Origin of the sequence: Pedobacter alluvionis (assembly GCF_003664035.1) — a bacterium.
Classification (GTDB): domain Bacteria; phylum Bacteroidota; class Bacteroidia; order Sphingobacteriales; family Sphingobacteriaceae; genus Pedobacter; species Pedobacter alluvionis.
This window is the reverse complement of the sequence record NZ_RCCK01000012.1, coordinates 636044-652132: the sequence shown is the minus strand read 5'-3', so window position 1 is coordinate 652132 and position 16089 is coordinate 636044. Positions and strand designations below refer to the sequence as shown.

Sequence of the window (16089 nt, the reverse complement as noted above, 5' to 3'; positions counted from 1 at the left end):
TTGTTATGCCAGAGATTAGATTACAACCGCAGGTCAATAGCGAGGAAGTTCACGAAATTATTACAGCAGTACCTTCATGGATATTGAAATGGGGAATTACATTGGTCTTTGCCATTTTGGGATCTATTATTTTACTTTCTGCATTTATTAATTATCCCGATGTTGTTAAAACGAGCCTGAAAATCAACTGCCTTAATGCCCCAAAGACAGTACTTGCTAAACAGACAGGAAAGCTGACTGCTTTGCTTGTTTCAGAAGGACATAACGTAAAATCAGGGCAAGCGTTAGCCTATTTGGAAAGTACTGCAAATGCTAAGGATGTGCTAAGGCTGAATCAAGAGTTGAAAAAAGTGCAGTTACGGATTTCAAGACGCCAATTTGAAGCAATTTTGCTGCCGGAAGGCCTAAATATCGGTGAAATGCAGGGCAGTTATCAGAACTTCTACGGGCAGTACCTGCAATATCAGGCAACCACTAAAAACGGATATTATCTTAAGCGCATGGCGTTTCTTGAAAAGGACCTGAGAGATATCAAGGCGCTGAACAGCCAGATCGTAAAGCAGCAGAAAATTCAACAGCTGGAATATAAGAACCAGGAAGAGGAGTACGGGGCCTATAAGAAATTATATAAGAATAAGGTTATTTCTCGGAGTGAATTTGCACAGCAGGAAAACAAATATTTAGCTTCCAAATACCCGCTACAGCAAAGTGAAACGGCTATCCTTAATAACTCGGGAACTTATAGCGCTAAAGAAAAAGAGCTTTTAGATTTGCGGCATACAATATCAGAAGAGCAGGCAAAATTTGTTCAGGCCTTAAACCAATGTATTACTGAGAGTGATACCTGGATAATGCAGCACATCTTATTTGCTCCTGTTGACGGCAAGGTTAGTTTTGCCGGCATTGTTCAACAAGACCAAAATATACAAGCAGGTCAAGAGATTTTTATTATCAATCCGGGCAATACAGACTTCTTCGGCGAAATACAGATTCCACAATACAATATGGGGAAAATAAAAAAAGGAGCAAGAACATTGGTCAAAATGCATAGCTATCCCTATGAACAATACGGTATCATCAAGGGAAGACTAACCTATATTTCTGATGTGGCTTTTCGTGACAGCGTATTTGTAGCAAAAGTAAGCTTTGAACATTTTGAGAATAAAGATCCGGATCGGAAGATCGTCCTGAAGAACGGCATGCAGGCCGATGCTGAAATAATTACAGAAGAAAGCTCTTTGCTGCAACGTTTTTTTAGGAACATAACGAAAATGTTGAATAATGGCTAGGTTTTCAAACTATACTAAATCTTCCTACCTGCGAGGGAGACTTAGTTTTGGACTAGCATAATCTTAGTTTGTTTTGTATTTTCTTTTACAATAGTTTTCTAATTGAAGTCAAATGCCCAAATAAAATCACAGGAACGATAAAAGTGGGCAGCCAACTAAAGGGAAAATGCAATATGGCTATATTCGGTTGATCGAAACCGAATTTTTGTACTGGCGAGGGCGCAGATAAAAAAGCATTTATAACAATATTTAGCAAAAGTCCGAGGCAAATAAAATTCCAGATCAATATTGTTCTTTTGCTAATTTTTCTTTCAGTCAGTCCGAAGTATGCAACTATGGGTGCTGTTATTCCGGCAATGATGTCGAAGTTTCGTCCATCGAACGTCATTAGTTCAGGTACTGCTTTGTTTAAGAAAAGCCAAAACAATACAACCTCCACAGGTAATCTTACTATATTTAGATAAGTTAGATTAATTAAAGGTAAACTGTCTATGAACCGCCGTCCTTTTTGCGTTGAAAACAAAACTACTATTGTAAGTATTGCAGGTAAAATCCCAAATAATAAGATAGTAGGAGGAAAGAAATCAGTATTGTAACTATAAAGATTTTGAAGTGTTAAAAATGTCTGAAGAATTAGCCAAAATATTAAGCCTATTAATATTTTAGTTGAGAGTTGTTTTACACTTTGGGAATTTGAATTCCTAATGGTCCAGTAGAATAATATAAGCGTTAAGACTGTTGTCAGTCCGAAAACAAACGGAATATATAAAGGTAGGTTTTCTAACATTTTGATTTCATGATTGCAATTTATGAAGATTTTTTATTAGTCAGCTTTTCATCAGGCAAGAAACTGTATAGACAAATTATTTGCTTAATCTTGAGTTCATTTTCCCTCCTTTCTTACATTGTCCTTATTAATATCTTCCCGCCTTTTTTTAATAAAATCCGATGGACGTATGCCATTGATCTCAAAGAAAAGGTCGGAAAAGTTATTGCGGGATGCGATACCGCATTCCTCTGCAAGCGTTTCAATTGTATAACGAAGATATTTTTTGTCGTTGTACAGCTTGTCGGTAATATAAGCAATGCGCAGTTCACTTAAATACCTGTTGAAATTAAGACCCTTATATTCATTGATTACAGCTGAGAGATAAGTCTGATTCTTTTCAAACCTTGAAGCAAGTTTATTTAATGTTAAACCACTTTCTGTAAATCCATTCCTGTCTTCAAATGCTTTCAGCTTACCTAAAAGTTCATCTACAATCTTTTGATCAATATCGGTTTTGTGATGAACTTTTAATTTTTCGGGTTCTTTTGTTTGCATCAAATCCGAAGCGGCAAGGATCTTCTGTTCTAACAGTTTGTATTGTTCCTTAATTTTACGCTCTTTACTAAACTTTATATATAAAACCAGTAACAAAAGGAGAGCAATAACCACAAGGGTTAGATTTAGCATATAGCTTCTTGAAAATTTGGTTTCTAGTTTGGCTTTTTGGTCAAGCAGTTTCCGCTGATCGTATTCTCGGTGAATTTTAGAAGACAGATATGGAAAATCTTGTGTTATAATACTATCAGCTTTTAAGAGTTGCTTGGTATAATACAGTTCCTTTAATGGATTCTTTTCAATCTGATAATGGGCAATCAGTTCTTCATAATTGTTCCTTAGTTCAGGGAGTATAAAATGATGACGCTGAAAAACGGAATCCACTTTCTGGAAATACGGCATTGCATGCTTCATTTCACCAAGAGCCATATATGATTTTCCAATATATGAGTTGCACACGGTCATCCATGCAAAATCATCTACATTTGCTATGTACTTTTTGGAACGTTGCAAAGTAGTTATTGAGCTTATATAGTCATGTTTATAAAACTCACTAATCCCTTTTTCTTTTAAAAAATATCCATATTCCTGCTGGTACTCATGATCACCAGTGGTAAGCGAAAGTCCGATCAGCGTAAGTGAATCTGCTTTTTTTTGCTGCCCCAAATTACGGTAACATATACTCATTTGGTGAAGGCTGTTATAATATCCACGCTTATTTCCATACTGCAAATTGGCATGTATATTTTTTTCAGATTCTTTCTTGAAAAAATCCCTAGTCTGTTTAAATAAGATTAGTGCTTCATCATAGTACCCGATGTAGCTTTTAACAACAGCAAGTCTGTAAACTACCTTATTGTGATAATACTTATCATCGCTTTTTTTAGAATATTCATAGGCCTTCAAAAATTCCTCCAGCGCCAGCTTGTATTTCTTGAAATTAAAATAATATACGGTACCTCGGCTTAAATGTGCCCTGCCGATGATGTTCTTATCTTTAGTTAGCTGTGCAGCAAATACGGCACTGTCTGCATATTTCAGTTTATTAGAAACTGCTGAATAAAAAATCCCATCCTGATAGCCTTCTACAAGCCGTATGTAATTTTTTTCATTTCGGGCTTTATCAATGTATTGCTTTACTATGGGTAGCGCAGTTGAATCATTTTCTGCTCGATTTTCATATTGCTTTTTAATTAAATAGTAGGAGCTGAACACCTCTTTCTGTCCAGAAAGGGGCTGTCCTAGAAATATTGCTATAATAACAAAGCAAAAATGGGATCTTAAATCCATTTAAGGTGAGCGGTTTACTATCAAATTTAAGGATTTTCAGCCGATTATAACTGTACTAGACGTGATTTATACAAAACACACAATATTGTATTTATATTATTGTGTATCAAATATTTATTGATGCACTAATTGTTAAATTGGTGCGCACTGATTGTTGAATCGGTGCATAGAACACTTTTCACATACCGTAAAGTGCTATACCTTCGATCCAACAAATTCAAATAAAACCGGCCGGGATAATTTCAAAAGTAATTAGCAATGAACAAAATTATCTCAACAACTTTAATTTTAATAGGAATTATTTCTATCCAATCATGCAGGCAACTGGATGAAGAAGAAATAATAAATGTACAAATGAAAACCGAATCCTCGAAGAGCGAGTATAGTAAAGGCGCTGACAGCACCCAGACTACTCCTCCAGCTTGGTCTCCGATCGAGCCAAAAACCGATCCACCGCCTAAAGATCGCGATCAGTGGAGACAGAGATTGTAATATATCTACCAGATGTTTCCTACCACAATTGAAATTGAAACCTATTGAGAAGCAGTAAGCGAAGCACTATCCTAACATTAAAAACTAATGAATATGCGAAATAAACAAATCATTATCGAGATAGTCGTCATATTGCTGGTGATACTGTTTTTATATACGGGGATAAGTAAGCTTGTAGATTTTAAGGGGTTTACTTCTGATCTGAACAACCAGCCTTTTCCAAATAGCTTAACACCCGTTCTTAGTTGGGCATTGCCGATCGCTGAAATTGCTATTGTGGTGGCATTATCGTTTGAGCGTAATCGATTAATTGGCTTGTATGCGGCGCTGTTATTAATGAGCTTGTTTACAATGTATAATGCTTTGGTACTACTCCACGTGTTTGATTATGTACCATGCAGTTGTGGAGGTGTGATTAGCAAGTTGACCTGGCCACAACATTTGGTTTTCAATATTTTTTTTGTAATCATAATTTTTATAGCCATAAAAAAACACAAATCTACAATAAGCTATAACATACAATAACCATGAAAACTCTTTCTGGCCAGAGAGTAAAAAGGCGAAGCCGAAAACCTTAACAAAGAGTAGGCAACAAATCCAAAAATTTTATTATCATGAAAAATTTTAAATTACTATTAGCTACAGCTGTATTGTTTGCTGTAGGGAGTGCTTTTGCATCCAGTACAAAAGCAGAAGATCTTTATGTAAGAAACAGCAATGGAACTTATCAGCTAAAAACTGGTCATTGCGAAGTACAAGATAACAGTACTTGCTCTTACAACATTATTGACCCTAATGGCCCATTGAATCAAGACAGTAATTTCACAGAAGCTGAACCTGGTGTATATGTTCCTTAAAATTATTGATGAAAGGGCAATTGAATGCCCTTTCATTTTAGTCTTCAGATATAGATCTATCTAATAGGTCAGTAAGTGCTTTTGCCGAACTTGGATTATTTGGTTCTGGTGGACTTCCAGTAATTATCTTGCCCTTCTTGTCAATAATAATTACTGTGGGGTAGGCAAATATCTTGTAATAATTGATAATACGTTTGCCATTTACTATTCCTGTGGAAAGATCTATACTATTGGTATGCGTATATTTTCCAGATTGAATACTATTCTTCCACTTAGAAATATCCTGATCTACATTTATACTAACAAAAGCTATTCGATTATTTGTTTCGTAATGTTTCGCTATTGGTCTCATTTGATCAGCCAATGTACGACAGCCACTACATCCAGTAAACCAAAAATCTATCAAAAGTACTTTTCCCTTAAAATCATTTAATTTAACAATTTTACCTGAACTATCTGGTAGTTCAAAACTATAAGCCAAATTTCCTGACTTTAAAGAATTATTGAATGATTGCAGAATACTTTTACAATAATCAGTCTTAACAAATGTTAGTGCATCTGAAACATTTATATCTGCATTTTCTTTCTCAAAATAATACCTAGTAAAATAAGCTGCGATCAATCTATCTCTTAAAATACCTCTAAAATTACTCTTCAAATAACCGTAATGATCCTTTTTGTCAAAAATCGTATCTGCTGTTCTTTTGATAATATAACTTATATAGTTGCCAGATAATGTTAAATATTGATCGGGTATTTGTTTAAAATCAGGCTTATAGCGATGTCTATAGGTATTTAACAATGAATTTTCTATTTCAGCGAAATATTGAGGTATTAATGACCGATCCTTTACTTGAGTATATGGAAAGATTAAATGACTGATATTTGAATCCTCAAGGCTTCCATAAACTTGAGCTTTAAGCAAATTGTACATAAAGCTTCCAAGTCTATTCTTATATTTTTCCAAAATCGACAAATTAGTTATATACGTCTTTGTTTCAGATTTTATTTGTGATTCAAGGTTAATGAGAAAATATTTATAATATATTGAGTCTTTTACGATAAGTCTATTTCTTATAGTGTAATTAGGTTGTTTATAAAACTGTTTCATCGTCTTTTCTGACGTCTTACTTAAATCATATTGACATTGGTATTTTATGCTCCCTTTTCCACTAAATTTTAATGAATAGCCATTGAACAAGCTAGAATCTTTCAAAATATTAATGGTAACATCATCTCCAGGTTCCGATATAAATCTTGTAATAAAATTTATATATCTAGTTCGCTTACTTGGCTTGCTTAAAGAAATATAGGCGATCTGTTCTTGATTTACCAAATCAAAATAATGGGAATGTTTGGAGCTTTGAGCAGGAATGAATTTGAAGCCAGGCAATCGATCCCAGGAATGCTCAAGATATTCAAGCAGCAAAGTATCAATAGGAGAGGTACTATCATAAACAACACTTATTCGAACACGTTGTGAATTTTTTCTGTCTATCAAGTGTGCTTTACATATAAAAGCAAATAGCAACATTGAGACTATTATGGTAATTTTTTTCATCTTGGATTTTGAATAACAGGATTAATGCTTATTTCAGATGGAGGAATTGGTAAGGTATATTTTGGATCGTTAGGAGCTAGAGTATAAATCTGTCCTAGTATTGTTCTTGATAAGGTCTTGGCAAAACGTGAATCCGAATTTAATCGACGAAGATCTTCCCACCTTAGATTACCAGTAAAAGGCAACTCTTTGCGTCTTTCATTTAAAATGATCTCAAGTGCTTCATTTTCAGAGTTTGCCGTTTGATTTATATAGGTTGTATTCCCAGAAGAGTTCTTTTTCCACCTTTTACTTAATAATAGATTAAGATCCGCCATAGCATCATTTATATGACCCGTTCTAGCCAAACATTCTGCCCTTATGAGAATCAATTCATTCAAACTTAGACCACAAAATGTTTCAGATGATCCGCAATAAGCTCCTCGAAAACTATGTGTTGCATCAGTGTTAGTTCTAAAAAAAATGGTTTTACGTAAATCATTCACATTATAACTATTATACAATTCGCTAGTAATAACCCTATTAGATATAGACCCCAAAGAATAATTTAAAGTCAAATTAAAAAATAGAATTTCGGGATTGTTATCTTTAAAAGTCGGCAACGGATAGGTTAAAGCAGTATTTAATGTGTTAAAATCTAGCAAAGTATTATTATTGTTTAGTACCAAATCTGCAAAAGATTTCGCTTTGTCATAAATCGACATATTTAAATATACTTTTGCTAGCATCATCTGTGCCGCCGGAACTGAGGGTCGTGTTTTGTATACAGGTGTTAACGGAAGAAATGACACTGCTTGAGATAGATCATCAATAATTTGTTCGTAGGTTTTCTGGACTGTAGCTCTATCATACCGTACATTTACATCAGAAGAAATGCGGAGCAATAAACCAGGATCTGATGCTGCTGTCTCTGAATTGTATGGTTTTATATAGATCTGAGCCAAGGCATAAAAGGCTACTGCTCTGTAGAATAATGCCGACCCTTTTATGTTATTGTACTGCACTTCACTTTGGGAAATTTTGTCAATATTTTTAAGGCCATCAAGAACTACATTAGCATACTCGATTGCTTTATAAGGATATATCCAATCAACACCACCACTTAGCCCACCCTCGTAAATATCAGAAGCCCATTTGTATGCATTTCTTTCTTGCAGTGTTCCCCCAGTGGTGGCAATTAGGTCACTAACATTACCATTATCAGCACTTATAATTCCTATTGCAGGAAAATTACTATTCATTACAGTGTTATTATCCAAAATTGCTTGATAATCCTGCAATGTCTTCGGTATAATATCAGCTTTATTAGATTTTACGTTCAACCATTCATCCTGCTTTTTGCATGATACAATGACAAACATTATTAGGAGGTATAAAATATATTTTTTCATTGTCTTGTCTATTTAAAATTTGCCCTCACGCCAAATGCATAAGTTATTGGGTTCGGAAACACATTGTAATTACCGCTTCTGTAATCACTAACATCAGGATCAATCCCATTTTTATTTGCTCGCCATAAAATCCCTACGTTATTGATATAGCTATAAATTTGAAGGGATGAAAATGGCATCTTCCGTAAAAGATTTTGATTTAAATCGTAGCTTAAGCCTATGTCCTGTAACCTAATATGGTCGCCTTTTTCTACCAACACTTCTGAGTTTTGATAAAATGTATTTCTATTTGTATTAACAGCAAATACCATTGAGGGTACTGTGGTTATGTTTTCGTCACCTGCTTTTTGCCAACGCAATGCATAATCGCTGTTAGCATATACGGGCAATATGGTCTCGGTGTAGTTTAAGCTTGTAGATTTTTTACGGATATAGTAATTAAATTTATACGTAACATTTGCCGATAGCGAAAAACCTTTGTAAGAAAAGGTATTGCGAAGCGCACCAAAATGCGTTGGCCTTGATGAACCGTGGTAGATCACATCATCTGGATTGTTGTTGCTTAGGATCGCAGTATAATTTTTTGATTCTATACCATTCAGATAACCTACAGGGTCGCCGCTGCTTGGGTCCAGCCCTGCAGATTTATAACTATAGACCCCAAAAATACTGTTGCCCTCTTTAATGTATAGTCCCTGTCTGGCTGGATCTGCAATATTGCTGGCGTTGCTGGTAAGGTAAGAGGTAGTATATTTCGTATCATAAGATATTACTTTGTCTTTATTATAGCTGAAAAGAAAATTTGTGTACCATTTAAAATCACCATTTAAGTTAATGCTGTTCAATATAATGTCTACTCCTTTTGTATTTACACTTGCAGCATTTCCTTTAAACGAGTTAAAACCTGTAGATGGGGCTAACAAAGCATCTTCTATCAAATCGGTTCCAAGTTTATCATAAATTTCTACCGTACCATTTAGCCTATTTTTCTTCGTTGCAAAGTCAAGCCCTAAATTTTTGTTTCTTATTTTTTCCCATCTCAATTCCGGGTTTGGGGCACTGGTTATTGTTGCTGTTTGCGCCCCCGTCAAAGAGCTTGTGCTGTAAGTTGCTGTTAAATAAGAAGAAGCATTATACACATTGCCATTATAGCCATAAGTAGCCCTTACTTTGAGATAAGGGATTAAAGGTAAATTGTAAAAAGCCTCCTTGCTAATCTCATAACCTAATCCTGCAGACCAAAGGGGTGTTATTTTATCATTTGTGTTGGCTCCAAAAATATTGGCACCGTCTTTTCTTCCGCTTAGCGTGGCTGTATATCTATCCTTAAAAGTATATGAAGCATTTGCGTAATATGATATGAAACGATTGACTGTTCCGTTTACAGTGCCATCCGGCGCAGGTACCGTTCTTGAACCTGTACCAGCAGGACTAAGTGGAAAAAACGTAGTATAGTTCAAATTTGTAACAGCCGTTCCAAAATCATCATTATAGCCATACGATAGTCGATTATAGGATGTAGTTTCTATATCTCTGAGCTCTGCACCAGTAATAGCTGAAATATTATGCTTCCCAGCGAAATTCTGGTTATAATTCAACTGTGTCCTGAAATTTTCCGCCTCCAACTTTCTATCCGTCATGCTTAAAATTCCGCCCTTTGGTACTGGATAGGTAAAAACTCCTGTAGTCGTATTTCGCTGAGAATATATGTTTATCGTATTCCTCACATTATAACTGTCAATACTTTGTAGATAACGGGTGTTCCCATTTTCGTTTTGGTATTGGTACTGAACTTCTGCACTTAAAAATGGCAGAAACTGATATCTGACCGATGTTCTTAAAAGTAGATTGTTAATTTTTGCGACATTATCAAACAGATCGCGTTCCTGTAACGGTCGCAATTTCCAATCCATGTAACCTAGTGCTTGGGCGCTTTCTAAATACGTATTATTAAAGCCGACAGGAACAGACAATGGATTGCCGTCAGCGTCAGCAAGCTTTAAATAGGGGTAAAGAGGATTATAGATATAAGCTGAACTTTGGTTGCTTTTATTGTATACAACCGCTGCACTTACCTCCAGGTTTTTTATCGGTCTGTAGGTATTCGAAGTATTTATGGTAAGCCTGTCAAAACCCGCTCCAATGTTGTTATACCTGTTTTTATCGTATCCCAAAGACAGCAAATGGGTGCTCTTTGCCGATCCTCCTCTTAAGCTTAAATTATATTGTTGGCTTAACGATTTTTGATAAAGATGTTTGGACGCTTCATCACGAACATCTATACTGCGCAAAGCATCTATCTGTTGGTTTGCTTCTGCTGTGTTCCTTGCAAGCAGGGCTACTACTGGCGATATTACTGGATAAGTAGTGGTGTTAGCTAAGTCCTGATTATAGTAATTTTGACTGTACAGATACTTTTCTATATCAATATAATCTGAAGAGTTTAAAAAATTTCTCGAATATTTGAGATTGGGGCTTTCACCAATAGTTATGTTTGTATTTAGGTCGATCTTTAAAGCTTCGTTTAACTTTCCTTTTTTAGTGGTGATTACAATAACGCCGTTACCTGATCTTGCTCCCCAGATAGAGGCAGCGGCAGCATCTTTAAGAATAGTAATGCTTTCAATATCATTAGGATTAATACTGTTGATATCGCCCTCGTACGGAAAATTATCTAGTACCACCAATGGATCAGCACTAACTTTACTATCAATAGTAACGCGTCCTCTTATATTAATCCCCAGTTTTTCATTGGTGGGCGCTATACCTACTGGCCCTGCAACTTTATTGAAAATTAAACCGCTTGTTATTCCATCCAAACGATCCAGTATATTGGTACTTATTCTGCGGTTGAGCAATGTGTTGTCTATTTGTACGAAAGAACCTGTAGCACGTTCTTTTGGTATATTTTGATAACCTGTAGATACGACTGAAATATCGTCAAGCTTCCCGCTAATTAGGTTTAATGTTACAGATATACTTTTATTGTTTTGGGCTTTTATTTCTACTGATTTATATCCAACATATGATATAACTAAGAGACTGTTGTCTGATACATTATCAATGGCAAATTTCCCTTCACTGTCTGTCATCGTAGTTTGGGTTGTTCCTTTGATGGTAACGCTTGCCCCAACTAAAGGCTGTCCATTTTCATCATTAACCACTCCGGTTATGCCTTGTTTATTTTGCTTTTCTTTACTTTTTTGCGGGAGCAGTTTTTCTGTTACCACAATCGTTTCGTCTACAATTTCATAAGAAAAGGGAATGTTGGCAAAAATCTTATCCAATGCTGGTTTAAGTTGTAAATTATTGATGCTTGCTGTTATGGGCGTGTTTTTCCCAAGCATTTTCCCTTTGTACCAAAAAAGATAACCGGTTTGTTTTTCGATCTGTTTGAAAACCTGGTACATCGGTGTAGCTTTCGCTTCGAGCGTTATGCTCTGTGCTTTGACATCATCTGCTAAGGCAACAATAACTGTAAAGAGTAACAACAATAAAATAAAATGTAGCCTCATCAGTATCTTTTTTAAATGAGTAGTTTGTTCTCTATGCGGAACAGGAGACCAATAAACTGCAGGGCTATACCCGTTGGGATAGCGGCAGTTTGATGAAAAAATCATAAGTTTGTTTTGGTTATGCAAGGCAATCGCATTTTAAGGTGGAATGGATACCTTGCTGTTAGTTGATAAATCGGTTTTAGCACTGGTTATTAACAAGACCCAATTTACCGGAGCATCCTCGAACGATGGCTCCGGTTTTTTTATGGGTATCATTAACTATTCTAATTTTTCTGAAAAAGCTACCTCATAGGCACGTACAATTAAAAGGTGAAATATTAAACAATTATTACTTCTATAGGATGATTAGGGTTGTGATATTATTTCTTTTAGTTAAGGTAGAGTATACCTTACTCAGTTCTAGTATCCGTAGAACGCTAGAAAGGTTTGCCGTTCTTTTAATACCACCACTAAATAATTCTTTGGTGGGCGTTCCCCTATATTCAACCTCAATATTGTACCAACGGCTAACCTGTCTGAGTACCTCCTGAATAGAAGCGTCTTTAAAATAGAGCTTTCCATCTTTCCAAGCCAGTGTAGTCTGCAAGTCTGCTTCTTGTACTTCAATTTTGCTACCTTCCGCAATAGATTGCTGGCCAGGTTTTAATGTTTTTTTATCTGGTTCGCTACTACGCTTAACAGTTGAAACTTCTACAACACCCTCAGCAAGTGTTGTGATCGTTTTTTCTTCATCTAAATAACTGTTTATATTGAAATGGGTACCCAATACCTTAACCCTTTGGGTGGCACTTTCTACAATAAAAGGATGCCTTTTATCTTTAGCAACTTCAAAGTAGGCTTCGCCGTCTACCCGCACTACCCGCTCATTGCTACCTCTCATATTTGCAGGGTACGTTAATGTGGTAGCGGCATTCAGCCATACTTTGGTGCCATCTAGTAGCACAATTTGGTAAGTTTCTCCTTTTGCGGTTGATAAGGTGTTAAGATTTGTATTAGAACCTGCGTTCGATCCTTTAATAGTGTAGACTACTTTCCCATCTTTTGTTTTTGAAACCTCAATACCTTTTTCAGAGGCTATAGCACCGACAGACGCATCGTTGAGCAAAATTTTCTTCCCAGTGGCAAGTGTAAGTGTTGCAGCGGTATGGCCAGGTTTTACATCTGCTATACTTTGGGTTTCATTTACTTTTTTATCAGCGTTAAGGAAATATAGGTAGGAGACACCTGCGATAATTAAAATCATTGCCGCGCCCACCATTCTTGCCCAGAGTTGCCTGGTTCTTTTAGGTCTGGATACACCAGAATACGCTATTTCCTTCCTGATATTAAGATATGCCTGATCTATGGTGTTTTGAATATTATTGCTTTTTAACTCTTGCGCGCTCGGCTCTTGCTGAAGTTCCGCTAATACAAGTTCCATGATCTGTTCCTGCTCAGGGCTATCTTTATGGAAATAAGCTAAAAGCTGTTCCACCTCTTCGGGAGAGCACTTATTGTCACGATACTTTTCAATTAGCTGCAGTGGGTCTGTATTTTCCAAAACGTATGGTCTTTTCTATTAATACGTTTGGCATGATCATTCCCCCCATCGGGATGAAAAACATTTTTAAATCGTGTGGATTTTCTCTTTTAATGGCACAATATCTTTACTTATAACAGCACACTTGAGCGATTATTTGTAAAATTGTACTATGGGACATTCTATCATCGCATTCAAAAATGATACTCCGATTGCACGTCTCCGATTCGGTGCAACAAATTATGCCATGTCAAGTTATTTGTATAAGGTTTTAAATGCTGAAGATTATAATAATGGCATGTCTGGCAATGGAAAAAGTAGGATTTATAATTATGAAAATATTTTAAATGCCAAGGCAGCTATAGCTTATTATGAGAAAGAACCCTTTGAAATGGTCAGGAATATTGAAAACGAGCAACGGGCTGAGCTTTTCTTAGGCAGTTTTTTAGGATTTGGCGATACACGTCAGGAACATTTTTCAACAAGTGAAATTTCGGAGGCAATTTCAAACATCAAAGAGTTTCTTTCTTCGATCTTAAATTCCGAACCATTTGCCGAAATCAAAATTAGTTTCGGATAATATAAAAACGCCTTCAATCTTGCATCCCCTTATCATTGCGATAGCCATTAGTTGGAACATTAAAAGTGAAAATAGTGTGTTAATGAAAAAGGAAGTCGTCAAATCGTTGCAGTCATCAATATTGTAAGTAAAGCAATGTAGGTTTTTGAAGCATGAAAATATGACCTTACACTTTGTGTAGCCTTGACCAGTTGATTGTCAACCGTGGAGGCAGAAATGCCCAAAATTTCTGCCACTTCCTTATAACTTTTTCCTTCAACCTTACATAAAGTATAGATTTTTTTGCGTTGTAGGGGCAGGGCATCAATAGCATTTTGTAGTAGCGCACTACTCTCTTTAAAATAGATACTGCTTTCAATATGCTCGTAAAGCTCGGTGCTTTGTGCAATAACTGCCGCCTGCATTTTTCTGTCGAGAGCCGCCTTGCGAAAAAAATCGCGGATAAGATTTTGAGCAATTGAAAACAGGTAGGATGAAAACGGTTTTTCAGTATCTATGTTTTCTCTTTTGTTCCATATCCTGATAAATACATCCTGTAAAATTTCCTGTGCTTCATCCTCATCTTTTACAAGTTTAACCGTATTTATGAAAATTCGCTTGCTGTACATGCGGTACAGTTGTTCAAAAGCATACTGATCTCCCTTCTGCAACCGAAGTAGCAGATCCTTTTCGTCGGTTAGGGGGAAAGATCTCATGATTTGGAAATGATATTAATTTAAAGTTAAGAATTTACTTTAATTATTTAATACGATTTAATTAAACGTTAGTTAAATCACATTGATAAAATGCTTAAATTCATATACTTAAAAACTAAAACAAATTAACCATCTAAAACTCAAAAAAATGAAACGTATTCTCTTAACTATGCTTGTTACAGTATTTACAGCAACAAGTGCCTTTTCGCAGGGCAAAATAACCATCTTTAACACAACATTAAAGGTTGATGAAATCGTCGGAGTTGATAATATAGACCACCAAAAATGGAATAGAAAACTAAAAGAGGCTTTATTGGAACACAAAGACTTTTATATTAAAACAATAGGTAGTTATCGTGATGAATATACAAGTGAGCAACCATACGGTCTATTCAACATGATTGACAAAGGCTCATATCCTTTGCTTGATAAGATCAATATGCAGTATTATGATGAACTTATTTTACCAAACCTCAAATCAGATACATCAGTAAAAGGACGTGCAGATTTTATAAAATTCTGTACTGAATGGGATAAACTGTCAGGCTTCGCAGAGCGGAAACTATTACTATTTAAGGATGAATTTATTGATATTGGGAAAATTATTCAGTCAAAGAGAATATCAATTACTTCATCAAGTTTTGACTTGGCTAAATCGGTTACCAAAAAATTTGATTCGAAAGTAACGGCTGATATCAAAGCTAACTTACAGGCTAATAATATTGATGCAAATGCAAATTTAGTCAACTACCTTAGCTCAGCGGTGACATCTCAAACGGTATATAAGGGCACGATGTTAATTGTTGCATTTGAGGATGATTATATGCATAGATTGTTTTTGGCTTTAAATGGGATCTCTGAAAGTGAAATAGGCAATGACAATTTCTCAAAGGCATTAATGGACTTTGCTGCTCCAGGCAGTGTTCGCGCTGCAACAACCGGCTTGGTAGTTTTAAAACTTGATGGAAAAATTAACAAGTCAAGGTTAACGGAAGAATCACTTAAAGCTGATTTAGCAGCAAAGTTTAAGTCTTTTGATCAAGGCAAAATCGCAGATATCGCTGCTGCTATCAGTATAGGTTTTGTTAGTAAGGTGGAAAGTAAATTCACAGCGCAGATTGATAATATCTATATTACTAATTTTTTAACTTCAAAGCTAGTTGATGACATCCAGGTAAGCTCATTGCGCAAAAAGATCGAAACACAGTTGAAATAATCTTACCTATTTTCGATCTCTGCACGGAAGAAACTTTGAATGCGTCATCAGGTTGTAAAGTCTTAGAAGTGAATAGATATTTGATCTGATGGATCAGCATTTATATTTTGAATACCCTATAGCAGTAACCATTAAAAGTTACTGCTATTTTGATTTTTACATATTAAATCCCAACTCGTCTACAATCCTTGGTAAAATACTCTCATGTGCCTGCGGATAGAGCTTTCGATTGATAAACATATCCTCTTTGATTCTTAGGTAAGTCCAGTAGGATTGAGTAGATGACATCTTTATTGCTAAGACTTAAAAAGCCTTTTATTACACTGCATCCGATCAGGAAATCATCCTTCTGATTTA

13 protein-coding genes are annotated in these 16089 nt (G+C 35.7%); 6 read left to right on the top strand and 7 right to left on the bottom strand.

The genetic code is table 11. The annotated features are described in order from the left end of the window. Positions 1 to 5: 5 nt before the first annotated feature. Positions 6 to 1289, top strand: a complete 1284-nt coding sequence (locus BCL90_RS16650; RefSeq protein WP_121285120.1) for an HlyD family efflux transporter periplasmic adaptor subunit — start codon at positions 6 to 8, stop codon at positions 1287 to 1289. Between the two features lie 85 nt (positions 1290 to 1374). Here BCL90_RS16650 and BCL90_RS16645 read toward each other — a convergent pair whose 3' ends face one another. Then, positions 1375 to 2076, bottom strand: coding sequence for a hypothetical protein (locus tag BCL90_RS16645; protein ID WP_121285119.1), 702 nt, complete (start codon positions 2074 to 2076; stop codon positions 1375 to 1377). 96 nt (positions 2077 to 2172) lie between these two features. After that, positions 2173 to 3903 (bottom strand): helix-turn-helix domain-containing protein, encoded by a 1731-nt coding sequence (locus BCL90_RS16640; protein WP_121285118.1) that lies wholly within the window; start codon positions 3901 to 3903, stop codon positions 2173 to 2175. Between the two features lie 258 nt (positions 3904 to 4161). On the opposite strand from BCL90_RS16640, the gene BCL90_RS16635 reads away from it, so the two are divergent. From BCL90_RS16635 to BCL90_RS16625, 3 genes are all read left to right on the top strand, one after another. Further along, a complete protein-coding gene (locus BCL90_RS16635) occupies positions 4162 to 4395 on the top strand; it encodes a hypothetical protein (protein ID WP_121285117.1) in 234 nt (77 codons plus the stop codon). A gap of 93 nt (positions 4396 to 4488) precedes the next feature. Then, a complete protein-coding gene (locus BCL90_RS16630; RefSeq protein ID WP_134380688.1) occupies positions 4489 to 4920 on the top strand; it encodes a MauE/DoxX family redox-associated membrane protein in 432 nt (143 codons plus the stop codon). Between the two features lie 89 nt (positions 4921 to 5009). Then, positions 5010 to 5252, top strand: coding sequence for a DUF6520 family protein (locus tag BCL90_RS16625; protein WP_121285115.1), 243 nt, complete (start codon positions 5010 to 5012; stop codon positions 5250 to 5252). Positions 5253 to 5289: 37 nt separating this feature from the next. Here the strand turns inward: BCL90_RS16625 and BCL90_RS16620 are convergent, their stop codons facing one another. The 4 genes from BCL90_RS16620 to BCL90_RS16605 all read right to left on the bottom strand — a co-directional run bounded on the left by BCL90_RS16620 (position 5290) and on the right by BCL90_RS16605 (position 13262). Beyond that, positions 5290 to 6813: a TlpA family protein disulfide reductase gene (locus BCL90_RS16620; RefSeq protein ID WP_121285114.1), complete on the bottom strand. Its 1524-nt coding sequence runs from the start codon at positions 6811 to 6813 to the stop codon at positions 5290 to 5292. After that, positions 6810 to 8204 carry a RagB/SusD family nutrient uptake outer membrane protein gene (locus BCL90_RS16615; protein WP_121285113.1) on the bottom strand — a complete coding sequence of 465 codons (1395 nt, stop codon included), beginning with the start codon at positions 8202 to 8204 and terminating at the stop codon, positions 6810 to 6812. The genes BCL90_RS16620 and BCL90_RS16615 overlap by 4 nt, the downstream gene beginning before the upstream one ends. Before the next feature lie 8 nt (positions 8205 to 8212). Next, the gene (locus BCL90_RS16610) at positions 8213 to 11824 is read right to left on the bottom strand and encodes a SusC/RagA family TonB-linked outer membrane protein (protein WP_121285112.1); all 3612 of its coding nucleotides are present in this window, start codon (positions 11822 to 11824) and stop codon (positions 8213 to 8215) included. A 232-nt stretch (positions 11825 to 12056) separates the two neighbouring features. After that, positions 12057 to 13262, bottom strand: a complete 1206-nt coding sequence (locus BCL90_RS16605) for a FecR family protein (RefSeq protein WP_121285111.1) — start codon at positions 13260 to 13262, stop codon at positions 12057 to 12059. A 151-nt stretch (positions 13263 to 13413) separates the two neighbouring features. On the opposite strand from BCL90_RS16605, the gene BCL90_RS16600 reads away from it, so the two are divergent. Further along, positions 13414 to 13821 carry a hypothetical protein gene (locus BCL90_RS16600; protein ID WP_121285110.1) on the top strand — a complete coding sequence of 136 codons (408 nt, stop codon included), beginning with the start codon at positions 13414 to 13416 and terminating at the stop codon, positions 13819 to 13821. A 98-nt stretch (positions 13822 to 13919) separates the two neighbouring features. On the opposite strand, the gene BCL90_RS16595 is transcribed toward BCL90_RS16600, so the two are convergent. Then, positions 13920 to 14516, bottom strand: a complete 597-nt coding sequence (locus tag BCL90_RS16595) for an RNA polymerase sigma factor (RefSeq protein WP_121285109.1) — start codon at positions 14514 to 14516, stop codon at positions 13920 to 13922. 148 nt (positions 14517 to 14664) lie between these two features. On the opposite strand from BCL90_RS16595, the gene BCL90_RS16590 reads away from it, so the two are divergent. Next, a complete protein-coding gene (locus BCL90_RS16590; protein ID WP_121285108.1) occupies positions 14665 to 15732 on the top strand; it encodes a hypothetical protein in 1068 nt (355 codons plus the stop codon). Positions 15733 to 16089 lie beyond the last annotated feature (357 nt).